Below are 23,652 nucleotides of genomic sequence, written 5' to 3' on the forward strand. Positions count from 1 at the left end.
CGGTGTCGCCTGCCACGTGCGCAGTGTCTCCTCGTACTCCACTACCCGCGGATCCTTGAGCCAACGCTGGGTTAGCTGCCGGAGGTCGTGGGCTCGTTGCCACACCGAACGGATCGGCTGGCCGCAGACGGCCAGAGCCTGGTGCCCCAGGGCCACGTGGTCGCTACGCTGCGTGCTGGGCAGCGGTCGGGGAGTGGACAGCGCGGATGCGGCAAGCGGGACTGGTCGGGCGGCTGGTGTTCGACACCTACTTCCTGGAGGTCGGCCGCTACGGGCAGGGCGAGGCGCTGGAAGCCGCGGAGAACGTCTTCGTCGCCGACTCTGCCACCGTGACCGCGTGTGCCGGTGATCGAGGGCGGCTTCGCAACTCGCTGTGCCCGGTCGTGGGCGGCTGAGGGTGCCGGTCATGCGGCGATCGTGGTGGGGTGTGTGGTGAGAAGCTCTTTGACCCGCTGGCGGAGGTCGATCACCGTGCTGGTGTCGTATGGCTGGGTGGCGGCCAGCAGTGTCTGGAGCCGGGAGGCCACCAGCGTCGAGTCGATGCGGGCGGCGAGATCGAGTGCCTGGTGGGCCGCGTGCACACCGCGTTCCGGATCTCCTTCGCTGACCAGTGCGGCGGCCAGGCCGATGCCGTCCATCACCCGCACCCGGTCGAACCCAGGCTGGCGCAGCGCGAGCGCATGCTCGAAGTGGACACTGGCTCGCTGGGTGGTGCGGCCGAGACCGGCGAGGTCACGGGTGGACACCGCCCGCGCGCCGGCGTGCTCGGCCGTGTCGAAGTAGGCGACCCACCCCGGGATCTTCTCGCCTAGGCCAGCGTTCAGGAGTTCGTCGGCGGCGCTGAGGTGGGACTCGGCGGCGTGTTCGTCGCCGAGGGCGGCGTGCACCCGGCCTGTCTGGGAGGCCACCAGCGCCCGCACCGCGGGCAGGGTGGCCCGGCGGGCGGCGACGGTGAGCAGGCCGAGAGCGTCCCGGTGGTGCCCCAGGTAGATCATCTGGTGGGACATGCGGGTGACGATCTCCACGCCCCGGTCGGGCAGGCCGGCTTCGGTCGCGGCGTAGACGCCGTAGCTCCAGTACCGCTGCGCCGCCGCGTACCGGCCGCAGTCGTGGGAGACCCACCCGGCCAACGCCGCCAGGTCGGCCACCGCCGCGAACACGCGGGAGCGCAGGCTTGTCGGCACGCCGTCCTGGATGCGGCGGGCGACCTCGTTGAGCTGCGCCACGATCGCTGACCGGTACAGGCCGCCACCCCGGGTTGCGTCAGCGCGGGTGAAGAAACTGACGAGGTTCTCCAGCGCGGTGACGCTGTCGGTGTCGAACCCCGTCGCGCTGCGGGTGTATGCGTGGGCGGTGGCGCCGAGCATGCGGTCAGCGGCGGCGACCAACGCGCCACCCAGGACCAGCCGGAGAACGTCCCGCCGCGCCACCAGGTCCAACTGGGTCCACCCGGCCAGGGTCTGCGCGGCGACCTCGGACAGCAGGGGAAGCTGGATGCTGTCCACTACGGGACCGGCCCCGGCCAGGCCGAGATCACCAGGGGTGAGCGGCACACCCACCGCGCGGGACAGAACCGCGGCCAGCAGAGCGGGCACCGGCGGTCGGGGCCGTTCCCCGTCGAGCCAGCGACGTACCCGCGTGGTGTTCGGCGCGATGTGGGTGTGGCCGTCGCGGCGGGCGGCGGCGGTAACCTGGCGGGCGATCTCGCCGTGGGACAGGCCGGAGGCCGCGACCCAAAGTGCCAGGTGTGGATTGTTGGGAGAGTGGGCCATCGAGGGCTCGCCTCCGTCACGTGTGACTGCCGAGGGTGCTGTTTTCGACACGTTTCGCGACCCCCACGGTAGTAGTCAGGGGTGCCGGGTGGCGTCGACGATGGCAGCGATGATCACCACCACATCGGCACGGCCCACACCGGACGTCCCCACCAACGCTGCGCCCGATCACCTCCAGATGCGGTTAGCCGCAAACGCGGGTGGTCGCCACGGTCGGTCTTTGGAGGATCTGACAGTGTCCTTGCTCGCGGTCGCCCGAACCGTGATCGCGCTGCTGGTCGCGGTGCTCCTGCTGCCCAGCGATGTCGGCTACCTCCTGGCCACGGTCGTGGCCGGCTTGAGATAGGCGGCCGCGTCTCGTTCGTTCAGCCCCCTTTGGCGTCCCGTGCGCCTAATGGGCTGCCCCAGTAGCGGGCGAGACGCGGGATGAGGCCCCGCCGGTGGACCGGGGCCTCGGCGGCGGGACCGGGTCCCCTCCCATCCCTGACCCCGGTCCCGCCGCCACCAACACACCCTTCGATCTCTCTCATCCATCCACACTGGACATATCAGGAGGCGATTGCCCATGAGCAAGCCCCGTTGCGCGGTCCTGTACCTGGCGACTCCGGAGTCCTGGGCCGCGTGGAACCGCCGCATGGCACCCCTGCGTCGGCGGCGGGTCCGAGTGACCCTGCCCGTCCCGCGCGCGGTCGAGCTGGCCAGGTACTACGGCACGATCATGGCCGAACGCCAGGCCCGGCTCGCCTCCGGGAAGTACCCGCGGTGAACGCCACCGACCAGGCCGCCGTGGATGCCTTCCCCGAACTCGCCCACCTGATCACCCTGCGCAACGGCGGCTGGCGGTTCCTGCCGCCGGTGGTGCGGGATGGTCGGCCGGTGGAGGTCGACGGGTTCCGGGAGTGGCCGGGCGGGTGGCGGGACGTGATCGGGGTCCGCTCACCCACTGACGTCACCGGCCTCCGCATGACCGACGAGGACCCGCCGGGGATCGTCTGGGAACGCGACGGCCATTTGGGTGAGGTCGTGGCCGCTCTGTTGACGCTGCCCCCGCCGGGGGATCGGTTGGCTCCTCGGCTGGTGGTGGCGACCGGCCCGACCCTGTGGTCGCCGATCAGCCCGTTGGCTTTGTAGGCCCGGCCCCCGACCGGCCATCGAATTCCCGTAGAGAAGGGGGGAATGTGTAGACGAGGGATTGTTCGGGATTCGGTTTTTCCGTCCAGTCGTTACCCCGTCAGGTCCGGGCCCGGCGGGGTAACGGCCTGTCCGGCTGCCGGTGGCAGTCCTGGGATCTTCTCAGGGATGGCGGAAGTTGTTGGGCGGCAACGGGTTTCGGTGTTCAGGTCAGTTCGCCTTCCAGCAGGCTCATCAGGATCAGGTCGTGCCATCGGCCCACGCCACGGTGTGCGTCGCGGTGCCGGCCGTCCACGCGAAAACCGACCTTCTGGTAGACGTGGATCGCGGCCTCGTTCTCCGCGACCACCCACAGGGCGATCGAGTGCAGCCGCATGGCGTCGAAGCCGTACCGGCAGACGGTGCGCAGCGCGTCGGTGCCGTAGCCGGAACCCCATTGGTCCTTCTCGCCGATGTAGATGTCCAGCTCGGCGCGTGCGGTCTCCGGGGTCGCGTCCCGCAGCGTCGTGCAGCCGATCAGCTTGCCGCCGGTGATGGTCTCGATGGCGAAGAGGGCGTGCGAGTAGGAGTTGGGTTTGAGGTCGGCGAACCGGCGGCGGGTCGCCGCCAGCGATTCGGGGTAGTCGGCCTGGAGCCAGTGAACCACGTCGGGGTCGTTGTTCCAGCGCCAGAAGGTGTCGGCGTCCTCGGGTTCCACGGCACGGAGGCGAACGAGTTTCCCAGTCAGCACTTCGCCATCGTGCCGGAGAAGCGCGAGCAGGGGCAGAGGGTTTCGCTGGGGCTGCGCCGCCCAGCCCGCGGCGGCTACCGCTCCGGGCCGAGGAAGAACAGCTCCGGATCACCCTCGTCGAGACCGTAGACGATGCCGGCCGACCGCCACCCCGACCGGGCCAACAGCCGCTGCATCGGGTGGTTCGACAGGTTCGTCGAGGTGAAGATCTTCTCCGTCCGGCGTCGTCGCTGGGCGTCGTCCAGCAACCCGGCGCCCACGCCGTGCCCGCGAGCCCGCGGGGCGACCATCACCATGGTCACGAACGCCTGGTCGAAGAAGTTCTCCTCGACCACGCAGTACCCCACGACCTCGCCGTCGATCTCGGCGACGCGGGTGTCACCAGCCGACACCCAGCGGTGGATAGCCTGTCGCCGGGAGCCGTCGTCGGTGGCCGCGACCGAGTCGAGCGCCACCAGCGATGCGACGTCGTCCGCGTTCGCCGCGCGGAACCTGATTGCCATGGCCGTTCCCACCCTGCGACGTCAGGTCTGGTCGGAGTCGGGGGAGGAGGCCTGCCGATAACGCGCCTCGTAACGCGCCCGCGCCTGCGCGTGGGCCTCCGCGTGCTTCTCCTCCCGCGCTGCCCGGCGGACGTTCCGCGCGGTCCCCGGGGCGTAGCCGTGTTTGGTCACGCGGTGCTCACAGTTCTCCTCCATGTACGAGAAGGAGAAGTAGTAGCCGACCAGGACCGCCAGGCCCACCATGCCCAGCCGGATCTCGATCGGGCCGGGCACGAGCAGGCACGCCAGGGAGATCGGCCCGATCAGCACCGTGCTGCGCGCGGCGTGCCGCCACACCCACGTCCGGCACGTCACGTCGTGGAGGACCCACTCGCGCAGCCGCTCCGGCAGGCGGCCGCCGACCGCGTACCACAGCCACTGGATCGGGTTCGGCCGTGCAGCACCCACGGGCCACCCACCTTTCGCACGTCCTGGCCAACGTTCCGTAGACTAACAGTTAACGTACTAACGAATGGTGGGGGAGCGCATGACAGCGATCGACCTGGGGGAGGACCCCCTCGCGTTGGAGCGACAGGTCTGCTTCGCCCTGTCCGTCGCCTCGCGGACCGTGATCGGGATCTACCGCCCGCTGTTGGAGCCGCTCGGCCTCACGCACCCGCAGTACCTGGTGATGCTGGCGTTGTGGGAGCGGTCCCCGCGCTCGGTCCGCGACCTGTGCCAGGCCCTGCACGCCGAACCGGCGACGTTGTCCCCGATGCTCAAGCGGCTGGAGGCCATCGGCTACGTCACTCGGGAGCGGAACCGGGCCGACGAGCGGGAGCTGTCGGTCACGCTCACGCCCGAGGGGCGGAGCCTGCGGAGCGAGGCGGAGAAGATCCCCTACCGCGTGGTGGAGACACTCGGGATGGAGGTGTCCGAACTCCAGGAGCTGCACGCGGCGCTGACCAGGGTCATCGCCGCCGCGACCCGCGCGGACGCGCCCTGAGCGGCTCAGTCGGCGTGGTCGGCCAGCTCCCGCTGCGCGTCGTGGCCGTGGATCCAGGCGAGGTCCCTCGGCAGGTGGACCAGGCGTGCGTCGCGTTCCTCGGCCGGCGCGCCGTCGGGCGCCTGGAAGCACTCACGGTTGCGGCGCGAGGCCATCTGGAGTTGGCGGGTGCGGGGACGGCGGACCGACTCGTACCGGCGTAGCGCCGCGGCCACCTCGTCCTGTCGAACGCCGGCGGGACGGTCGCTGAGACAGCCGGCGAGGCAGTCCGCGAGGACGACCGCGTCCTCGATGGCCTGGTTGGCGCCCTGCCCCTGGTGCGGCAACATCGGGTGGGCCGCGTCCCCCAGCAGGGTCATCCTGGCGCTGCTCCACCGTCGCACCGGCTCCCGGTCGTACAACGCCCACCGTGAGACGCTCTCCATCCCGCCGAGGAGGGCGGCGACGACCTCGTTCCACCCGGCGAAGGCCGCCAGGGCCTCGGCCGCCTCGCCCCGCGCGGACCAGGACTCGACCGTCCACTCCTCGTCGGGGATCACCGCGAGGACGTTGACCAGCCGGCCTCCGCTCACCGGGTAGGAGATCAGGTGTCGTCCCGGGCCGGGGAACAGCCACAGCGCCGGCCGGGTCGGGTCGAATCCCAGCTCGGGCAGGCGCGGCAGCCGCTCGACCGGCGCCAGCCCCCGGTAGCCGCTGGTCCCGGAGAACACCGGGCGGTCGGGTCCGGCGAGCGCCTCGCGCACCACCGAGTGCACCCCGTCCGCGCCGACCACCACCTCGGCCCTGGTGGCGGAGCCGTCGGCGAAGATCACCTCGACGCCGTGCTCGTCCTCGGCCACCGCGACACACCGGTGTCCCAGCTCCAGCGCCCCGCCCTCGCGGACGTAGGTGTCCATCAGCAGCCGGTGCGCGTCGGCGCGGTGCACCGTGTAGAACGGCGCGCCGAACATCTCCTCGTAGGTGTCGCCCATCTCGTGCGAGCAGAAGACCCGCCCGCTGTGCCAGCGGTGGAACTGGATGCGCTGCGGCCGGACCGCCGCCTCGCTCCAGGTGTCGAGCAGCCCCATCCGGCGGAGCAGCCGACTGGCGTTGGCTCCCACCGCGATCCCCGCTCCGAGCGGGGTCAGCGCTGACGCCTGTTCGTGGACGACGACCTCGACGCCCCGGCGGTGCAGGGCGATGGCGGCCGTGAGGCCACCGATGCCGGCACCCACCACCGCGACAGTCGGACGCATCGGTTCGATCCTCTCGTCGGCGAGGGCTTCGGTTTCCGCCAGGCGGTCACGATGGCACGGCGGGTGGCCGCGGAGGGGAAGACGGAATCAGTCCGTGACCGTCACGCCATGCCAGAAGGCGACGTGGTCCTTGATCTGCCGGGCGGCGTCCTTGGGTTCGGGGTAGTACCACGCGGCGTCCTCGTTCCGCGCCCCGTCGACGACCACGCTGTAGTAGCTCGCCTCGCCCTTCCAGGGGCAGAACGTCGTCGTGTCCGACTCGACCAGGTACTCCCTGCGCACCGAGTCGATCGGGAAGTAGTGGTTGCCCTCGACGATGACCGTGTCGTCGCTCTCGGCCAGGACGACGCCGTTCCATTGTGCGGTAGCCATGTGGTCATTCTCCCCTGGGGCGATGTCCTTGCGCGTGCACGGCCTGAGCTGGCGCAGACGAATGACGAGAAGCTCCCGCAGGAGACGAGAAGCTCCCGCAGGAGATGAGCAAGGTCCCGTCGGAGACGCGGACGCCTCCGACGGGACCCGGGATCGCCCGGCTCAGGCCGGGTTCCTCACCCCGTCACTGTCGAGTTCGTCGTCCAGCGCCGGATCGTTGGCCTCCAACCACCCTGAGGTCCCCGGAAGGGACGCCCACGCGCGCGCCGGCTCGGACTCCTGCTCCAGGAACGCCTCGTGCAACGCCAGCACCGCCGGCATCAGATCCGACTCCTGGCACAACAGGGCAAGCCGCCGGGGGTGGATGGCGACACCCTGCACGGTGATGCCGCCTGCGCGCAACGCGGCGAGCGCGCCGGGCAGCACGTCGGGGTGACGGCCGATTCCTCGGCCCACCAGCGACACCTTCCCGAACGGACCAGACCACTCGTCGCCGGGCAGGTCACCGCGCGTCCGCAGCTCCGCCAGCGCGGCCCTGACCTCGGCCCTGTCGTCCGCGTGCACCGTGAACGACAGCGTGCTGTCCGCGTCGACCCTGACCAGGTCGAGCGGGACGGACGTCCGGGTGAGCGCCCCGAACACCGCCGGCAACGCCTCGTCCCCGACGTCGGCGACCCGGCACCGCCACTGCCCGGCCTGGTGGGCCAGGCCCACCACCGGGCGGTGCGGAGCGTCAACCGCGCCGGCGGGGCTGTTTCCGACCCACGTTCCGGGCGAGGGCAGCGCGCTGGACCGCACGTGCACCGGCACCCGGTGCGCCGCCGCGTGCTCCACGGCGGACTGGGCCAGCACCCGCGCGCCACCCGCGACCATCTCCGCCATGTCCTCGTACCCGATGGCGTCGAGCTTGTGCGCGTGGGCGACATGTCTGGGGTCGGAGGTGAACACCCCGTCGACGTCGGTGTAGATCTCGCACGCGTCCGCGCCGAGCGCGGCGGCCAGGGCGACCGCCGTGGTGTCCGAGCCGCCCCGCGCCAGCGTGGTCAGCGCGCCGGTCGCGGTCGCGGCCCCCTGGAACCCGGCGACGACGGGGACCACGCCCTCGCCGAGGCTCCTGGTCAGGGGTGCGGGGTCCACGTGGACGATGCGGGCCCTGCCGTGCACCCCGTCGGTGAGGATCCCGGCCTCCGGTCCGCTCAACGGCCGTGCCGCCACGCCCAGTTCGGCCAACGCGAGCGCCAGTGCGGCGGTGGACGCCACCTCCCCGGTGCTCAGCAACAGATCGTGGTGCGGGCTCGCCGGGGCCGTGGACAACTCCTGGGCCAGGGCGACCAGTTTGTCGGTCGTGGAGCCCATGGCGGAGACGACCACGACGACGTCGTGCCCCGCCGCGCGGCTGTCGTGGACCCGCCGCGCCACCGCGCGGACCCGGGCGGCGTCCCCCACGGAGGTGCCGCCGAACTTCTGCACCAGCAGACTCATGCCAGCTCCCTGAGAGCGGTGTCGTAGGCGTCGAGGAGGATGTCGCAGGCGGTGTCGACGACGTCCGGGGTGACGTTGAGGGGCGGCAGCATCCGCACGACCGCGTCGTGCCGGCCACCCAGCTCCAGGATCAGGCCGCGTCGCAACGCGTGCGCCTGCACCGCCCGGCCCAGCGCGCCGGCCGGCGCCCCGGTGACCGGGTCGGCCAGCTCGACACCCCACATCAGGCCCAGCCCGCGCACGTCGTGCGTCCACGGCTGGTTCCGCAGCGGCTCCAGCCGGTCGGCGATCTGCTCCCCACGCGCCCGCACGTTGGCCAGCACGTCGTCGCGCCGGATGATGCGGATCGCCTCCACGCCGGCGGCGAAGGCGAGCTGGTTGCCGCGGAAGGTGCCGATGTGCGCGCCCGGCTTCCACTGGTCGAGCCGGCGGTGGTAGAGGATGAGCGCGACGGGGAGTCCGATGCCGCTCAGCGCCTTGGACGCCACCACGATGTCGGGCTCGATGTCGTACTGCTCGAAGGCGAACCAGGTGCCGGTGCGCCCGCAGCCGGTCTGCACCTCGTCGACGATCAGCAGGACGTCGAGCGCGCGGGTCAGCTCCCGCACCCGCCGGACGAACTCCCTCCTGGCGGGCACCACGCCGCCCTCGCCCTGCACGAGCTCCAGGATCACCGCGGCCGGCAGGGGGATGCCGCCGTTGGGGTCCCGCAGGGCCCGCTCCAGCAGCGTCACGCAGTTGGTCTCGCACGAGTGAGGGTCGAGGCCCAGCGGGCACCGCGCGCAGGAGGAGTAGGGGAAGAAGTGCACTCCCGGCACCTGGTTGGCCACCGGTTGTTTTGGCGACACCAGTCCGGTCACCGACATCGCGGCGTGCGTGGAGCCGTGGAAACCGCCCTGGAACGACACGATCTCGCCGCGCCCGGTCACGATCTTGGCGAGCTTGATCGCGGCCTCCACGGCGTTGGCCCCGGTCGGCCCGCAGAAGTGGATTTTCATCTGGTCCCGCAGCGCCGGTGGCAGCATCGAGAGCTGGGCCTCGACGAAGGCGTCCTTGGCCGGGGTCGGGAAGTCCAGCCCGTGCACCAGCACCGACGACTGCCGGGCCACCACCTCCACCAGCTCCGGGTGGTTGTGCCCGAGGGACAGCACACCGGCTCCGGTGAGGAAGTCGATGAACACGTTGCCGTCGACGTCCCGCACGAAGCTGCCCGTGCCCTCGGCGATGGCGATCGGCAGGTTGCGCGGGTAGGTGCGGGCGCTGGACTCCCACCGGTCCTGGCGGGCCAGGAACTCCGCCGAGCGCGGCCCGGGGAGGTCGGACCCGACGTGGGGACGGGTCAGGGCGTCGGGCGCGTGGACGGTCACAGGACACTCCTCGAGGATGTGGTGGCCACTGGCGTCTTCTCGTCGACGAACAGGTAGCCGGTGATCCCGCTGATCACCAGGCCGTGCTCGCCGTTCTCGGCGGTCATCACGCCGCCGTGGGTGCGCACCCGCACGGGGAACGGCACTCCCCACGCGCGGTGCGCGACATAGCCGGTCGCGGCGACCCCGGTGCCGCACGCCTGGGTCTCGTCCTCGACGCCGACCTCGAACGTGCGCAGCGCGACGTGGTCCTCCGCGCGGTACACGTAGTCCACGTGCAGGCCCTCGGGGTGGTTGAGCAGCCGGCACAACCGCTCGTCGTGGGCCAGCTTCGCGCCCTCGCGGCGCACGTCGATCGAGTGGAAGTCGAACGGGTCGTCCACGACGATCACCAGGTGCGGCAGGCCGCTGAAGGCGAAGTACCAGTCGGGCCGCACCTGCTGGTACTCCCGCCCCGGCCCGAGCGCCACCCTCGGCTCACCGTCCACCATGGACACCCACTTGACGCCGTCGTCGGTCTCGACGTGGTCCTCTGTGGACAGATAGCCCCGCTCGACCCCGTAGCGCGTCACGCAGCGCAGGGCGTTGCCGCACATCTGGGCGTGCGTGCCGTCGCACTCGAAGTACGTCATCCGCAGGGGAGAGACCGAGGGCCGGACGAACGCGACCCCGTCGATCTTGGGCGTGGTGAGCGAGCGGCACAGCTCCCGCGCCAGCGTCGAGGTGACGGCCGCCGGCGGCAGGCCGCTCCGCTCCTCGTCCACGATCATGATCACGTTGCCGTTGCCGTGCATGACGGCGAACCAGAGGGTGTCGAGGGGGACGCCCTCCACCACGCGCCGACGGAGAGCCGCCAACTCGCCGTCGAGGACGCGGTTGTGCTGATCTGACATGCGACATCCCTTTCCGGGAGGCGGGAAATCGGGGGTCACAGGGGACGGGCGGGGATTCCGCGCCACCGGGTCCCGGCCGGCAGCGACTCGCCCTTCATCGCCAGGGAGAACGCGTCGAGGTAGGTGCCCCGGCCGACCACCGAGTCGTAGAGCACCACCGCCGCGGTGCCGACGGTCGCGCCCTCCTCGACCCGGACCCAGGACATCTTCATCACCCTGTCCTCGAACAGGTGGGTCTGGAGGTCGGAGAACTCGCCGACCATCGCGTCGTCGCCCACCGACACCAGGTCGAACTCGGTCACGGAGCCGCCGTTCAACCACACGCGCCGGCCCACCCGGACGCCGAACATCCGCAGCACCGGCGCGGCCCACGGGGTTCCCCAGAACTGCGCCAGCAGCGAGCGGACCACCACCGCCTGGTACAGGCCCGTGATGAACTCGGTGCCCCGCACCCACAGCCCCCAGTACGGCTCGGTGCGCGGACGGTACCGGCCCATGACCAGCCACTTGAGCAGGACCACCAGGAGGGTGTTGAACAGGCCCGTCGCCCACCACAGCAGCGGGCCGAGCAGGAGCAGTCCCCACAGCGGCACCGCGGTCGTCAGCGCGATCGTGGTGTAGAAGGCGAGCGTGGCGCCGAGCAGGGTGATGATGCCCGGCAGGCACACCCGGAAGTACTCGATCACCAACCGCGCCGCGACCATGCCGGGCGTGGGCGTGTCGATGAGCTTCTGGTCGAACCGCGGGCTCTCCTGACGCCGTGGCAGGAAGAACGACGGCGAACCCAGCCACGTCGTCTCCGGCTCCACCGGCTTCTCCGGCGGGACCGACTGCACGCCGAGCAACGACCGCCGCCCCAGGTGCGCCCCGCACGGGAGTTGCGCGGTGTTGCCCAGGAAGCTGAAGTCGTCCATCCGGGCCGGAGCCACCGCGACGAAACCGTTGTGGCAGACGGGAGGAGCCAGGATCACACCGGCGGCGAGGAAGCTCTTGTCGCCGATCTCGCACTGGTCGGGCTCGACGAACGCCGGGGTGGCCACCTCGGCCCACCGGCCCAGCCGCATCCCGAACCCGCGCAGCAGGGGAATGACGTAGAGGGTGCAGTACACCGTCCACAGCAGCGTCAACGTCATGCCGTGCAGCCGCTCGGCGAACCACTGACGCCACCCGAACCAACTCCGCCACGGGTAGACACCCGGCTTCACCGAACGCAGCACGGCCCGCTTGAGGGCGACCAGCGACAGGCACGTGACGAGGACCTGGAGCGGTCCGCCGACGAGCACGCTGGTCACGGCCCACCCGAGGCCACCCTGCTTCGCGGCGTAGAGCGCGAGGATCAGGCTCGGCAGGTACATCACCCACGGCAGCACGCGCAGCACCACCGCGGCCAAGGCGTAGGCCACCACGAGAACGGGCCTCCAGCGCGTCACCGGCTCGCGGTCGAGCACGGCCTGGAGCAGCACGGGGCGACCCGGCATCCGTCGGCTCGGCGAACCGGCCCAGTGCTCGCCCTCGGGGATGCGCTGGTCGGCGTGCACCAGGGACTGGTGGTCCACCGAGGCCCCGTCCCCGATCTCGCTGCCGGGAAGCACGACGGTGGAGGCGCCGACGTAGCAGCCGGAGCCGATCCGGATCGGGGCGATCCGCAACCAGCCGGCCTGGACCGCGTACGGCTGAATCCTGGCCAGGGTCCCGATGCTGCTGCGCTCGCCGATCTCCACGAACCGGGGCAGGGCGATCGTCGCGGTCGACAGGTGGCACCCGTGGCCGATCCGCGCCCCGAGCAGACGCAGGTACCTCGGCAGAAGGGGCGTGCCCGCCAACAGGTTGAGCGGGGCCAACGCGGCCACCTTGCCGTAGAACCAGAACAACAGGTACGTGCGGCCCCACATGCGGTGCCATCCCGGTCTGATCCCGCTGAGAAGCAACCGGCCGACCACCACGGGAACCACGAACAACGTGGCGACGAACCACAGAACGCACACCAGCGCGAGCGTCCCCAAATCGACGCGTTCCAACACCGCGAGCGGCCCGGAGGTCGCCGGCGCGAGGGTCCAGATCTGGAGCTTCAGTTCGACCGCGCAGCCCAGCACGATCGCGGGCAGCCCCAGCGCGAGGATGTAGGTGTAGAGCAACACCAGTTGCGCCAGCCCGCACAGGAAGAACCGGAGACTTGAGTGCCGGATCGGCGCGGGCCAGTCGACGGTCTCGATCTCCGACTCCTGGGCGGGCGCCAGCTCCGTCTCCACGTACCGGGCCAGGCTCCGCACGGTCGGATGGGCGTAGAGGTCGCCCATGGACAGTCCCGCGAACGCGGGCTCCCGGCGCAGCAGGGAGATCGCGCGTGCCGCGGCGAGCGAGTGCCCGCCCAGGTCGGTGAAGAAGTCCGCGGTGACCGAGACTTTCCCCGCGCCCAGCGCTGGTTCCCACGCCTCGGCGATCCGCCGTTCCAGGTCGGACTCCGGCTCCACGTGCGGACCCAACCTCGCGCCCAGCGGTGGCGAGGCCGGCGCGGGAAGCCGCGCGCGGTTGACCTTTCCCGCCGCCAGCAACGGGAACTCGTCGAGCACCTCGATGTGGGACGGGACCATGTAGGACGGCAGTCGCCGCCGGAGCGTGGCGTGCAGGCGCTCGCGCAGCTCGGTGTGGTCGTCCCCGGCCGCGCCATCGCTCAGGGTGAGGTATCCGACGAGGTCCTGCGCACCGTTGTCCCGGTCGACCAGGGCGACCACCGCGTTCTCCACCTCGGGGTCCTCGCGGATCACCTGCTCGATCTCGCCCAGCTCGACCCGGTAGCCCCGGATCTTGACCTGGGTGTCGATGCGCCCCAGGTACTCGTACTCCCCGGTCGGCGTGACCCGGCCGAGGTCCCCGGTCCGGTAGATCAACGGCACCGTGGCGCGGTCCTCGACCACGGGGTTGGGCAGGAATCGCTCGGCGGTCAACTCCTCCCGGTTGAGGTAGCCCACCGCCAGGCCGGGCCCGCCGATGCAGATCTCCCCGGTCTCCCCGTCGGGCACCGGGCGTAATTGTTCGTCCAGCACGTAGAACACGTAGGTGGGGAAGGGCGTGCCCAGGGTGACCGGGCGGTCCGGGCTCAGCTCGCAGCAGCTCGCCGAGACCGTCGCCTCCGTCGGCCCGTAGCAGTTGAGGACGCGCCGGTCCGGCCGCCACCAGCGGCGCACCAGGTCCGGAGGCATCGCCTCGCCGCTGACCAGCAGGGTCCGCACCGTCTCCGGCTCGGTCTCGATCGTGGTCAGCAGCGTGGGCACGGCGCAGAACACGGTGACCCCGTGCTCGGTGAGGAAGTCCGCCAGCGCCTGGCCGAACCGCCGGGCGTCGGTCGGGCCGGCGACCAGCGCCGCGCCGGCCGCCCACGCCGGCCAGATCTCCTCCAGGTGGAAGTCGAAGCTGATCGACATCCCCTGGTACACGCGGTCCCGCGCGGTCACCCCGTAGATCGGGGTGGCCACCCGCAGGAAGTTCACGATGCTGGCGTGGGAGATCACCACACCCTTGGGCTTGCCGGTGGAGCCCGAGGTGTAGATGACGTAGGCCGGCGAGGAGGGCTCGACGCCGACCTCCGGCCGGGTGTCGGGCAGCCGCCGGCACTCGTCGGCGAGCTGGTCGACGGCCAGCACCGCGCAGCCCAGGCCGCTGGCCCGCCCGGCCAGGGCCGAGGAGGTCAGGAGGAACCCGAAGGCGGAGTCCTCGGCGATGAACGCGACCCGGTCGTCGGGGAAGGACGGGTCGAGCGGGACGTAGGCCGCGCCCGCCTTGAGCGCGCCGAGGATGGCGACGTAGGTCTCGACGGAGCGTTCGAGCAGGATGCCGACGGTGTCGCCGGTCGCCACCCCGCGCCGCCGGAGCAGGGCCGCGAGCTGGTTCGCGCGGCGGTCGAGGTCGGCGTAGGTGAGCCGGGCGTCCCCGCACACCAGCGCGGTGGCGTCGGGGGTCCGCCGTCTGCTCAGCTCGAAGTAGTCGTGCAGGAGGATCGGGGGTGTGGCCTCCTCGTCGGTCGGGGGGACCACCGGTTGGTCGGCGACCTCGACCTCGCCGGGGCGAGTGGCCGATTGTGCCGGCATCGCACCTCCCTTTCGGGATTCGGTCGTGCGGAAACGGTTTTCGTCGTCGCCACGGAGATGGCGGCGCCGTTTTGGTGGTGGTTCGACCGCCGCGCCGGTGAACGGGCCTGAAACGACGGGTGTCCGGCGCGCCCGTTGGCGGTCGCTTTCGTCTCGTCGACGTGAACCGCTCGGCGGCGTCAGCGCCGCCGGCGACACGGTGCCGCGGTGGGCGGCGGCGGTGGCCGAGCCGCGTCGGCCCCGGGCCCCACGTTGCATCGGTTCACAGTGTTTCCCCCAGATCAGCCGGTTTCCCGCTGACGCGCGCGGCGGGGCCACCGGGCCAGGGAACCCGGTGAGGCCTGTCTCGCCCCGCACCAGGCCGCCCGACCGACCCCGTCACACCGAACCGCGAACCACCATTCACGACGGGTGCCGGGATAGCGCCCCTTCGCGCCGCCTGAATCGGGCCGACCTGATTACCGGGAGAATGTCACACCGGATCGGCTGCTACCAGGAGACATCGGGCCGGTGGTCCGAACGGAAGAGTCGGGGCGGCCGACGCGAGCACGGTGCCACTGGTCGTTCCGGACGCGGGGACGCCGGTCGACCGTCTGCCGGACAAATTAACGGCGTGTTACGTTCCGCGTGTCGCCACGGAACAACGGGGCGACCTTTTGCGAGTTATTTCCCTCTTCCCTCGTCAGGGAAAGGTTTCCGTCGCGGGGAGGGCGGTGGCGCGGCCGGGCCGGTCTTCCGCGCTGGTCATGTGCCCCCGGATTCCTCGGACGCCCGTTCCCAATGTGCGGGGGAGAGCTGTCACCGCGACCCCCGTTGCGCCCCACGGCCGTGTCCGCGTGCGTCCGGGGCGACGCGGCCGTGCGGCCGTTCACAGGAGCGGGTGTGGTCGGGTCGGACGCGTCCTGAGTGGACGTAACACGGAGGATCTCTTCGGTGTAAGACGCCCGTAACACCGAGAGGTTGGCTCCGTGGAAAGATTCCCGCAAGCTTGACGGCCCCTCATGATCACGTGCTGGGCAGGACACGCCGTCGCCCCGGCCGTGGAGCGGCGCTCGGGGCGAGGGTCGACGCGGCGACGGGGGCGAGGAGCGCGACTGGTCAGGTCACCGGTGCCGCGGGTCGTCGCCAACCTCGTCCTCGGGCTCGGTGGCGTGCGCGGTGACCTCCGATGGCGCGGGCGGGTGCTCGGTCTCGCGCCGCCCGGCGCCCCGGAGCCTGACGTGGGCCTCGGCCCGCATCCGCTCGCTCATGTGGGGGTGGTGCAGCTCGAACGCCGGCCGCTCCGACCGGATGCGCGGCAACGCCAGGAAGTTGTGCCGGGGCGGCGGGCAGGTCGTGGCCCACTCCAGCGAGTTGCCGTGCCCCCACGGGTCGTCCACCTCGACGGGCTGGCCGTACCGGTAGCTCCGCACCACGTTCCACAGGAACGGGAGCACCGACAGGCCCAGGACGAACGCGCCGACGGTGGAGACCGTGTTGAGCGTGGTGAACCCGTCGCTGGGCAGGTAGTCGGCGTAGCGCCGGGGCATCCCCATGTCCCCGAGCCAGTGGTGGACCAGGAACGTGGTGTGGAAGCCGACGAAGGTGAGCCAGAAGTGCAGCTTCGCCAGCCGCTCGTCCATCATCCGCCCGGTCATCTTGGGGAACCAGAAGTAGATCCCGGCGAACGTGGCGAAGACGATCGTGCCGAACAGCACGTAGTGGAAGTGCGCCACCACGAAGTAGGTGTCGGTGACGTGGAAGTCCAGCGGCGGCGAGGCCAGGAGCACGCCCGTCAGACCGCCCAGCAGGAAGGTCACCAGGAAGCCGATCGACCACAGCATCGGTGACTCGAACGTCAGCGAGCCCCGCCACAGGGTGCCGATCCAGTTGAAGAACTTCACGCCGGTCGGCACCGCGATCAGGTAGGTCGCGAAGGCGAAGAAGGGCAGCAGGACCGCGCCGGTGGCGTACATGTGGTGCGCCCACACCAGCGCCGACAGGCCGGTGATGGCCATCGTGGCCAGCACGAGCCCCTTGTAGCCGAAGACGGGCTTGCGGCTGAACACGGGCAGGATCTCGGTGACGATGCCGAAGAACGGCAACGCCACGATGTAGACCTCGGGGTGGCCGAAGAACCAGAACAGGTGCTGCCACAGGATCGGGCCGCCGTGCTCGGGGTCGAAGACGTGCGCCCCCAGGGTCCGGTCGGCCAGCAGGGCCAGCAACGCCGCCGTGAGGACGGGGAACGCGATGAGGACCAGGACGCTGGTCAGGAGGATGTTCCAGGTGAACAGCGGCATCCGCCACATCGTCATGCCGGGGGCGCGCAGGCACGCGACCGTCGTGACCATGTTGACCGCGCCCAGGATCGTGCCGAGGCCGCTGATCACCAGGCCCACGTTCCACAGGTTCGCGCCGACGCCGGGGGAGTGCTCGCTCAGCGACAGCGGGGTGTAGGCGAACCAGCCGAAGTCGGCCGCGCCGCCCGGCGTGAGGAACCCGCCGAGCGTGATCAGGCCGCCGAACAGGAACAACCAGTACGACAACGCGTTCAGGCGCGGGAACGCCACGTCGGGCGAGCCGATCTGCAACGGCAGGACGTAGTTGGCGAAGCCGAACACGGTCGGCGTCGCGTAGAGCAGCATCATCACGGTGCCGTGCATCGTGAAGAGCTGGTTGTACTGCTCGGTGGACAGGAACTGGAGTCCTGGTCGTGCCAGCTCCGCCCGCATGAGCAGCGCCATCAGCCCACCGACGAGGAAGAACCCGAACGCCGTGACGAGGTACAGCAGCCCGATCTGCTTTTGATCCGTCGTGCGCAGCAACGCCAACAGGCGCGACCCCTTGCCACCCGAGTGCTGCCGGTACCCGAGGGCGGCCGGTCGGGGAGCCACCGCGGTCACACGCATCCCACCTTGCCATCGTGATGTTCGGCGGGACCCGACTACCCCGTTGGCACGGCTTCAAACCGCCCTGGTTCACCATGAGCGGCCCGAGGACTGCCGTCGTCTCCTCGTCGAGGAGCGACATGCTGTGTCCATTGTGGACACTTGATCATTGGCGGTCCGTGGTGGTGAACGAACTCTGGGGTGGTCGCAGCGTGTGGAAGAACGTGCCGCCCGCAATGGCGAAATGCTGTTAGGCGTCCTGTTCGCGGGGGTTGCGCGAATTGGGCGGTGAGTGTGTGTGATGGCGTCGTTCTGTCCCGGGCTCTCCTGGGAGGCGAGCGGGCACAGATGAGGAGTATTCACGTTCGTGGTGCGATCGCCGGCACCACCCAGATTGACTACTGTGCGTGATGCTCGTCCCGCCTACAGTGACGTTCCGTGTCCTCTTCGACTCCGCCTCCCGCCCCCGACGCCGCACTGGACGACGACTCCCAGGACGAGGTCGTGCTGCCCCCGTGGCTGGTCGCCGACGGGCAGCTCGACATGGCCCGGATTCCCCTGTGGACGATGGCCCGACAGGCGCCGAGAACCGCGCGGTTCGTGCTGGGCCTCGCCTGGCGGGCCTCGCGCGCGAGCCTGGTCCTGCTCGTGGCCTGCCGGATGGTCCAGGCCCTGGCCACCGGCCTCGGCGTGTTCGGCGCCGCCGAGCTGCTGACCCGCATCCTCAGCGCCGGCCCCACCGCCGACCGCGTCATCGCGGCCCTGCCCGCCTTCCTCGCCGTGGTCGGGCTGCTCGCGCTGCGCGCGGGCGCGTCGATCGTGGCACTGGCCATGCAGGGCAGACTGTTACCGCTGCTGCGCCAGCAGGTCCACTTCCGGCTGCTGCCGGCGGCGTCCTATGTGGACCTCGAAGCCTACGACGACGACGCCTTCTGCGACCGGCTCGAACGCGCCGCCACCAACGGCATGACCTACGTCGAACTCGCCCTCCAGCGCCTGGTCGCGATGCTGGAGTCCGTCGTCACGCTCGTCGCCGCCCTCACCGCGATGACCGTGCTCGACCCGCTGCTGCTGCCCATGGTCATCGCCACGGCCGTCCCCGTGGCGTGGGGCGTGCTCGTCATCGCGCGCCGCAAGTACACCCGCTTCGCCACCCTCGCCCCGCTGAACCGCCGCCGGTTCGTGATCTTCCGCATGCTGGCGTTCCGCGCGACGTCGGCGGGGGAGATGCGTGCCTACAACGCTCAACCCGCGCTGCTGGCCCGGTACCGCCGCGTCCAGAACACCCTGATCTCCACCGAGGTCGACCTCGCCATGGCCGAGGGGCGCGTGCGCCTGACCTGCCGCGCCCTGTCCGGCGTCCTGCTGGGCGCCACCTACGCCCTGCTGGGGTGGCTGCTCTACCGCGACGCGATGCCGCTGGCCACCGCCGGCGCGGCCGTCCTCGCGATCAGGATCGCCAGCGACAACCTCTCCGACCTCATGCTGGAGACGAGCTTCGTCTACGAGTGCAGCCTGTACGTGCGCGACCTGATGAGCTTCCTGGAGGAAGCCGCCAGTCGCACGCGCCCGTCCACGGGTCGGCGGGCGCCGGCCGATCCCCACACCATCACCGTCGACCGGGTCACCTTCACCTACCGGGGGCAGGAGACGCCCGCCCTCAGGGACGTGTCGCTGACCATCCGCCGTGGTGAGCGCATCGCGCTCGTCGGGGAGAACGGCTCGGGCAAGAGCACCCTCGCCAAGATCCTGGCCGGCCTGTACGCCCCCAGCTCCGGCCGCGTGCTCTGGGACGGGGTCGACCTCGCGGACTGCGACCCGGACAGCGTCACCGACCGCGTGGCCGTCATCTGCCAGGAGCCGACCCGCTGGCCGCTCTCGGCTCGCGCCAACGTCCGCATCGGCCGCACCGAGGACCCCGACCCCGACGGGAGCCGCTTCCGTGCCGCCACCACCGTCACCGAACTGGACCGGGTGGTCAGCGAGCTGCCGCACGGCTGGGACACCATGCTCAGCAAGGACTTCCGCAACGGCTGCGACCTGTCCGGCGGCCAGTGGCAGAAGATGGCCTGCGCGCGGGCGCTGTACCGGGACGCCGCGCTCCTGATCTCCGACGAGCCGACCGCGAACCTCGACGCCAAGGCCGAAGCCAAGATCAACGAGTTGCTCACCCGGGGCGAGCGTGACCAGGCCTGCGTCCTGATCACCCACCGGATGGCCACGGTGCGGTGGGTGGACCGGATCTACGTGCTGCACGAGGGGCGGATCACCGAGCAGGGCACCCACGAGGAGCTCATGGCGGCGGACGGCCGCTACGCCGAGCTGTTCCGCACCCAGGCCCACTCCTACCTGGGAGACGACGATCTCGGCGACAGCTCGCTCGCCTGCGGGATGGCGCTCCCCGCCCTGCCGCCGATGACCAAGCCCGAGCCCCGGCCGGTGGCGTCCTCGGTGGACGGCCAGGCCGGCTAGCTCCTTGCCCGCCGACGGCGCGGCGAGGAGGAACGGAGCGCCAGGACTCGCCGGGCTGACCCCCAACAGGGGCGACCTTCGCCCTCCTCAGTGCTCTATCGCTCCCCATGAAGGGTATGTTGAGGAGTGATGGGGAAGCTGAAGTGCGGGACGGGGAGGCTGAGGGTGGATGACGTGATCCAGGAGCGGGCCGGGGTGCCGGTGCTGGTCTGCGACCCGGACGGGCCGCCGATCGGCACCACGCGGGACGCGCTGGACCTGATCGGCGCCAGCTTCCTCGGGGCCGAGGTGGTGGCCGTGCCCGCCAGCCGGCTGGACGACGACTTCTTCTCGCTGGGCACCCGCTTCGCCGGCGAGGTCATGCAGAAGTTCGTCAACCACCGGCTGCGGCTGGCCGTCGTCGGCGACCTCTCCCGCCACCTGGCGGCCAGCTCGGCCCTGCGCGCCCTCGTCCACGAGTCGAACCGGGCCGACCACGTGTGGTTCGTCCCCGACCTCGACGCCCTCGACGAGCGGCTCCGCGCCCTCACCCCGCCGCCCGGCCCGACCCCGGGAACCGACGAGATCACCGACAGCCAGACCGGGTGAACTGACCCGTTGCGCCCCGGTCCGCCGTCGAGCGGAGACGTCGACCTCTGGCGTCCCCGTTCGGCCGCCGGCGTCGAAGCCGTCCGGGGTTCAGCTTCTCCGCTCCCCGGCGCGTTCCAGCCACTCCGCGATGTCAGCCACGACCGAGAGGTCGACGTGGTTGCGGCGCTTCGTACTCCGCTGGCGTCGACGGCCCTGAACCCGGGAAGGACAGGTGGTTGTCTGCCTCGTGGACACGGATCGTGACGTTCGACCGGTGAGCGAGCCCGGCGCCCCACCGCGCGAGATCGTCGGCGACGGTCACCTGGTGGTCGCGGCTGCCCTGGAGAACCAGCATCGGCAGGTCCAGCGACAGGTCCAGCGACGCTGAGGGGATCCTGGAGGTGGCTGAGGAACGCCGGATGCGGGGCGGGTCGAGCGCCGGTACCGCCTGCGCCCGGAGCACGCGGTCGTCGACGCCGACGCGATGGCTCCGCTGACGCTCGATGACCATCGACGCGCATTCGCCGGCGCGATGGCCGCGCTGGTCGCCGAGTTCGACGCCTACCTCGGGCGTGGCCGGGCCGACCTCGCGTCCGACCTGGTCGGGTACCGCCAGCACGCGGTCTGGTCCAGCCGGGAGGAGCTGCTCCAGATGATCAGCGAACTCCGCGCCGTGATCGCGCCCCGCCTGACCCATCGCGCCACCGAGGACCGCGCGCGGTACCTGCTTAGCCCGATCCCGTTCCCGGCGGAGGAACCGGCCGCCGACTCCGACTGACACACGACGGGCGTCGGAGGAACAGCCAAGGACAGACGACCGAGGTCGTCCCCGTGATCAGAGGGCTCTCGCGCGACTCGCGAGGAATGGGTGGAAGTCGTGCTCCCACAAGGCAGCGAGCCTCCCGCCCGTGATCTGCTCGTCCACCGGTCGGCCTGATCTTTCCAGCGTGCCCACGTGATCGTCCCAGCGAGTGGGTCCTTTTCGCGCGCGGGACCAGGACGGCCGTGCCCGGCCTCCTGGCTCGGCGCGGTCAGCCGACGCGTTTTCCCTGCTCGCACAAGACGGTCTCCCCGTGCCGCACGGCGTGCGTCGCGGCGTCGAGGCGGTCCGCCAACACCGGCTTCACCTTGGTCCTGACCTCGGCCATGGTGTGGAAGCTGGCGGAGAGGATCTCCCCGTCGACGAACACCATCTCGGCCACGTCGCGCTCGTCGAGCACACCACCGTCGAAGACGAACACCACGCCCTCGGGAAGGGGCTCCTGCGCGGGGATGTGGTCGACCACCAGCAACCGGCCGAGCGGACGACGCCACCCCAGCTCCTCGGCCAGCTCACGGCGTGCTCCCGCCCACGGCGACTCGTCCGCCTCCACCGCTCCGCCCGGGATCTCCCAGTTCGGTTTGTAGGACGGCTCGACCAGCAGCACGCGCCCCTCCCGGTCCCGGAACAGGACCCCGGCCACCAGGCGTTTGCGGGCCATTCCGGCCACATACCGCTCCAGCGACGCCAGACCGTCCGGGGTGGGTGTGGCCGAACTCGTGTCGCTCACGGAACCCACCCTAGCCAGATCCCCGGTCGGCACGCGGCTCTCCCGCGAATCCGTCTTTTCAAGATCACGAGCCTCTAAGGTTGCCGACGCAAGCAATCTCCCTCCATGAGAAAGCAGGACCAGTGAGACCTCTCAGACGGAGCCGTCTGGCCGCCGCGGCCCTGGTGGCGGCGCTGACCGTGATCAGCGGGGCGACCACGGTGGCGACCACGGTGGCGACCGCCGCGGCGAGCGCCGACGGCGTGGAGTCGGCCAGCGGACGGCTGGCCGAGGAGCTGCGCCGGGCGATCGTCGCCCAGAACTTCAAGGACGTCATCGACCTGACCCCGCCGACCACGGTGAAGGCGTTCCGGTCGGGCGCGCCGGAGAAGTACGACACGACCCCCGCCGAGCTGGTGGCGCGCACGCAGGCCGCCGTCGAGCCCAAGCCGTTGCACCAGACGCCCAACCTCGACGCCGCCGTGATCGAGCTGGACGGCGCGGGACGTCCGTTGGCCATGGCCAACGTGTTGATGAGCCCGCAGTACCCGAACGGCGTCGTGGTGCCGCTGAATCGGAAGAAGCTGGCCACCGACCAGGTGCGTTACCGCTGGTGGGACGACACCGAGTGGGACGTCAACGGCGGCAAGGGAACCAGGGACGTCCTGCCCGGCAGGGAGAAGGCGCCCATCGACTTCTCCTCGCCGTACCCGGCCTCGGTCCTCAAGCTCATGGTCGGCTTCGGCGTCCTGCGCCTGTCCGACCAGGGCCGGGTGTCCCTCGACGCCGAGTACGCCTACCAGCCGGTGACGCCCAACGTCGCCTGCGGCGGCCCGTCCACCAAGACGGTCCGGCAGTACTTCGACGAGATGATCACCATGTCGCGCAACGAGTCGACCTGCGCCCTGATCAAGATGGTGCACGACCTGAAGGCGTGGGACGAGATCAACAAGTCGTTCGTCGACCTCGGCATGCCGACCCTCATGGTCACCGGTACCAACCCCGGCAACGGCGGCCGCTGGATCGGCTCGAACATGAGCGGCATCGACACCGCCAAGCTGTTGCTGCTGGTCAACGGCGGCAACGGCACGTTGTGGACCACCGACTCCGGCCGGCGGATCACCCGGGACCAGCTCAGCGAGTCCTCGCGCCGCCTCTTCCTCAAGGCCCTGGGCGAGCAGGGGCACAACGAGATGCTCTCCACCACCAACTGGTGCGGCCGGGACTACCCCGCGCCGGGCATCCCCCAGCTCACCCCGAAGCGCTGGGTCAACCCCGCCGACGGCACCGTGACCGTGGGCGACGCCGTCTACGGCCGTGACGTCCGCCCGTGCGACGCCAAGGCCGAGGTGACCTTCGCCCACAAGAACGGCTGGGTCGACACCACCGGCAGCGACGCGGGCATCGTCCACTCGCTCCCCGGCAAGGCCAGGCGCAACTACGTCGTCGTGGTGTTCAGCAACCTGGGCACCGACTACGTCGACGTGAACCGCCCCGCGGACCCGCCCGGCATCTACCCCGTGCCCTACACCGAGAAGTACGGCAAGCTCGGGCTGGCCATCGACAAGATCGTCACCAAGCTCCGCCACTGAGAGTCCCGTCGCGAGGTCCCGTTGCGCCGGTCAGGATCACTGGGGGACGACGTGGCACGTTGAC

At 70.8% G+C, this 23,652-nt stretch carries 19 protein-coding genes and 1 pseudogene; 8 read left to right on the forward strand and 12 right to left on the reverse strand.

What is annotated here, in order from left to right; translation table 11 throughout:
• Nucleotides 1-167: 167 nt before the first annotated feature.
• Nucleotides 168-395 (forward strand): annotated as a pseudogene (locus LX15_RS26955) (thiopeptide-type bacteriocin biosynthesis protein); the annotation flags it as partial.
• Nucleotides 396-404: 9 nt separating this feature from the next.
• Here the strand turns inward: LX15_RS26955 and LX15_RS26960 are convergent.
• Nucleotides 405-1,772, reverse strand: coding sequence for an NsdA family TPR-like regulatory protein (locus tag LX15_RS26960; protein WP_253672696.1), 1,368 nt, complete (start codon nucleotides 1,770-1,772; stop codon nucleotides 405-407).
• 565 nt (nucleotides 1,773-2,337) lie between these two features.
• Here LX15_RS26960 and LX15_RS26965 point away from each other — a divergent pair.
• Nucleotides 2,338-2,538 carry a hypothetical protein gene (locus LX15_RS26965; protein WP_253672698.1) on the forward strand — a complete coding sequence of 67 codons (201 nt, stop codon included), beginning with the start codon at nucleotides 2,338-2,340 and terminating at the stop codon, nucleotides 2,536-2,538.
• A complete protein-coding gene (locus tag LX15_RS26970; protein WP_253672700.1) occupies nucleotides 2,535-2,903 on the forward strand; it encodes a hypothetical protein in 369 nt (122 codons plus the stop codon). Before LX15_RS26965 ends, LX15_RS26970 begins: the two co-directional genes overlap by 4 nt.
• 205 nt (nucleotides 2,904-3,108) lie before the next feature.
• Here the strand turns inward: LX15_RS26970 and LX15_RS26975 are convergent, their stop codons facing one another.
• The 3 genes from LX15_RS26975 to LX15_RS26985 all read right to left on the reverse strand — a co-directional run bounded on the left by LX15_RS26975 (nucleotide 3,109) and on the right by LX15_RS26985 (nucleotide 4,583).
• The gene (locus tag LX15_RS26975) at nucleotides 3,109-3,633 is read right to left on the reverse strand and encodes a GNAT family N-acetyltransferase (RefSeq protein ID WP_253672702.1); all 525 of its coding nucleotides are present in this window, start codon (nucleotides 3,631-3,633) and stop codon (nucleotides 3,109-3,111) included.
• A gap of 74 nt (nucleotides 3,634-3,707) precedes the next feature.
• Nucleotides 3,708-4,136, reverse strand: coding sequence for a GNAT family N-acetyltransferase (locus LX15_RS26980; RefSeq protein WP_253672704.1), 429 nt, complete (start codon nucleotides 4,134-4,136; stop codon nucleotides 3,708-3,710).
• 21 nt (nucleotides 4,137-4,157) lie between these two features.
• Nucleotides 4,158-4,583, reverse strand: coding sequence for a DUF5313 domain-containing protein (locus LX15_RS26985; protein WP_253672706.1), 426 nt, complete (start codon nucleotides 4,581-4,583; stop codon nucleotides 4,158-4,160).
• 79 nt (nucleotides 4,584-4,662) lie between these two features.
• Between LX15_RS26985 and LX15_RS26990 the strand changes: the two genes are divergently transcribed.
• Nucleotides 4,663-5,121 carry a MarR family winged helix-turn-helix transcriptional regulator gene (locus LX15_RS26990; RefSeq protein WP_253672708.1) on the forward strand — a complete coding sequence of 153 codons (459 nt, stop codon included), beginning with the start codon at nucleotides 4,663-4,665 and terminating at the stop codon, nucleotides 5,119-5,121.
• 5 nt (nucleotides 5,122-5,126) lie between these two features.
• Here LX15_RS26990 and LX15_RS26995 read toward each other — a convergent pair whose 3' ends face one another.
• The 7 genes from LX15_RS26995 to ctaD form a co-directional block, all read right to left on the reverse strand.
• On the reverse strand, nucleotides 5,127-6,356 hold the full coding sequence (locus LX15_RS26995; protein WP_253672710.1) for an FAD-dependent monooxygenase: 1,230 nt from the start codon (nucleotides 6,354-6,356) through the stop codon (nucleotides 5,127-5,129).
• An 87-nt stretch (nucleotides 6,357-6,443) separates the two neighbouring features.
• Entirely contained in the window at nucleotides 6,444-6,728 is a 285-nt protein-coding gene (locus LX15_RS27000) for a DUF427 domain-containing protein (RefSeq protein ID WP_253672712.1), read from the reverse strand.
• 162 nt (nucleotides 6,729-6,890) lie between these two features.
• Complete coding sequence (locus LX15_RS27005) at nucleotides 6,891-8,210, reverse strand: aspartate kinase (RefSeq protein WP_301305328.1); 1,320 nt, start codon at nucleotides 8,208-8,210, stop codon at nucleotides 6,891-6,893.
• On the reverse strand, nucleotides 8,207-9,577 hold the full coding sequence (locus LX15_RS27010) for an aspartate aminotransferase family protein (protein WP_253672714.1): 1,371 nt from the start codon (nucleotides 9,575-9,577) through the stop codon (nucleotides 8,207-8,209). Before LX15_RS27010 ends, LX15_RS27005 begins: the two co-directional genes overlap by 4 nt.
• The gene (gene dapF, locus LX15_RS27015; protein ID WP_253672716.1) at nucleotides 9,574-10,470 is read right to left on the reverse strand and encodes a diaminopimelate epimerase; all 897 of its coding nucleotides are present in this window, start codon (nucleotides 10,468-10,470) and stop codon (nucleotides 9,574-9,576) included. The genes LX15_RS27010 and dapF overlap by 4 nt, the downstream gene beginning before the upstream one ends.
• 35 nt (nucleotides 10,471-10,505) lie before the next feature.
• Entirely contained in the window at nucleotides 10,506-14,555 is a 4,050-nt protein-coding gene (locus LX15_RS27020; protein ID WP_253672718.1) for a Pls/PosA family non-ribosomal peptide synthetase, read from the reverse strand.
• A 1,103-nt stretch (nucleotides 14,556-15,658) separates the two neighbouring features.
• The gene (gene ctaD, locus LX15_RS27025; RefSeq protein ID WP_253672747.1) at nucleotides 15,659-17,440 is read right to left on the reverse strand and encodes an aa3-type cytochrome oxidase subunit I; all 1,782 of its coding nucleotides are present in this window, start codon (nucleotides 17,438-17,440) and stop codon (nucleotides 15,659-15,661) included.
• Between the two features lie 423 nt (nucleotides 17,441-17,863).
• Between ctaD and LX15_RS33300 the strand changes: the two genes are divergently transcribed.
• The 3 genes from LX15_RS33300 to LX15_RS27040 all read left to right on the forward strand — a co-directional run bounded on the left by LX15_RS33300 (nucleotide 17,864) and on the right by LX15_RS27040 (nucleotide 21,245).
• Nucleotides 17,864-19,897, forward strand: a complete 2,034-nt coding sequence (locus LX15_RS33300; protein ID WP_253672720.1) for an ABC transporter ATP-binding protein — start codon at nucleotides 17,864-17,866, stop codon at nucleotides 19,895-19,897.
• A gap of 165 nt (nucleotides 19,898-20,062) precedes the next feature.
• Entirely contained in the window at nucleotides 20,063-20,485 is a 423-nt protein-coding gene (locus tag LX15_RS27035; protein WP_253672722.1) for a DUF4180 domain-containing protein, read from the forward strand.
• A 466-nt stretch (nucleotides 20,486-20,951) separates the two neighbouring features.
• Nucleotides 20,952-21,245: a hypothetical protein gene (locus LX15_RS27040; RefSeq protein WP_253672725.1), complete on the forward strand. Its 294-nt coding sequence runs from the start codon at nucleotides 20,952-20,954 to the stop codon at nucleotides 21,243-21,245.
• A 253-nt stretch (nucleotides 21,246-21,498) separates the two neighbouring features.
• Here the strand turns inward: LX15_RS27040 and LX15_RS27045 are convergent, their stop codons facing one another.
• Nucleotides 21,499-22,017 (reverse strand): NUDIX domain-containing protein, encoded by a 519-nt coding sequence (locus LX15_RS27045; protein WP_253672727.1) that lies wholly within the window; start codon nucleotides 22,015-22,017, stop codon nucleotides 21,499-21,501.
• Nucleotides 22,018-22,139: 122 nt separating this feature from the next.
• Between LX15_RS27045 and LX15_RS27050 the strand changes: the two genes are divergently transcribed.
• Nucleotides 22,140-23,588, forward strand: coding sequence for a serine hydrolase (locus LX15_RS27050; protein ID WP_253672729.1), 1,449 nt, complete (start codon nucleotides 22,140-22,142; stop codon nucleotides 23,586-23,588).
• The last annotated feature ends 64 nt before the right edge of the window (nucleotides 23,589-23,652 follow it).

It is taken from the genome of Streptoalloteichus tenebrarius (genome assembly GCF_024171885.1).
Classification (GTDB): Bacteria; Actinomycetota; Actinomycetes; order Mycobacteriales; family Pseudonocardiaceae; genus Streptoalloteichus; species Streptoalloteichus tenebrarius.

Bases quoted from the DNA above. Each gene is read 5' to 3' on its own strand.
- LX15_RS26960 (WP_253672696.1), bottom strand. From the start codon at position 1,772: ATGGCCCACTCTCCCAACAATCCACACCTGGCACTTTGGGTCGCGGCC.
- LX15_RS26965 (WP_253672698.1), top strand. From the start codon at position 2,338: ATGAGCAAGCCCCGTTGCGCGGTCCTGTACCTGGCGACTCCGGAGTCC.
- LX15_RS26980 (WP_253672704.1), bottom strand. From the start codon at position 4,136: ATGGCAATCAGGTTCCGCGCGGCGAACGCGGACGACGTCGCATCGCTG.
- LX15_RS26990 (WP_253672708.1), top strand. From the start codon at position 4,663: ATGACAGCGATCGACCTGGGGGAGGACCCCCTCGCGTTGGAGCGACAG.
- LX15_RS26995 (WP_253672710.1), bottom strand. From the start codon at position 6,356: ATGCGTCCGACTGTCGCGGTGGTGGGTGCCGGCATCGGTGGCCTCACG.
- LX15_RS27000 (WP_253672712.1), bottom strand. From the start codon at position 6,728: ATGGCTACCGCACAATGGAACGGCGTCGTCCTGGCCGAGAGCGACGAC.
- LX15_RS27005 (WP_301305328.1), bottom strand. From the start codon at position 8,210: ATGAGTCTGCTGGTGCAGAAGTTCGGCGGCACCTCCGTGGGGGACGCC.
- dapF (WP_253672716.1), bottom strand. From the start codon at position 10,470: ATGTCAGATCAGCACAACCGCGTCCTCGACGGCGAGTTGGCGGCTCTC.
- LX15_RS27020 (WP_253672718.1), bottom strand. From the start codon at position 14,555: ATGCCGGCACAATCGGCCACTCGCCCCGGCGAGGTCGAGGTCGCCGAC.
- LX15_RS27040 (WP_253672725.1), top strand. From the start codon at position 20,952: ATGGCTCCGCTGACGCTCGATGACCATCGACGCGCATTCGCCGGCGCG.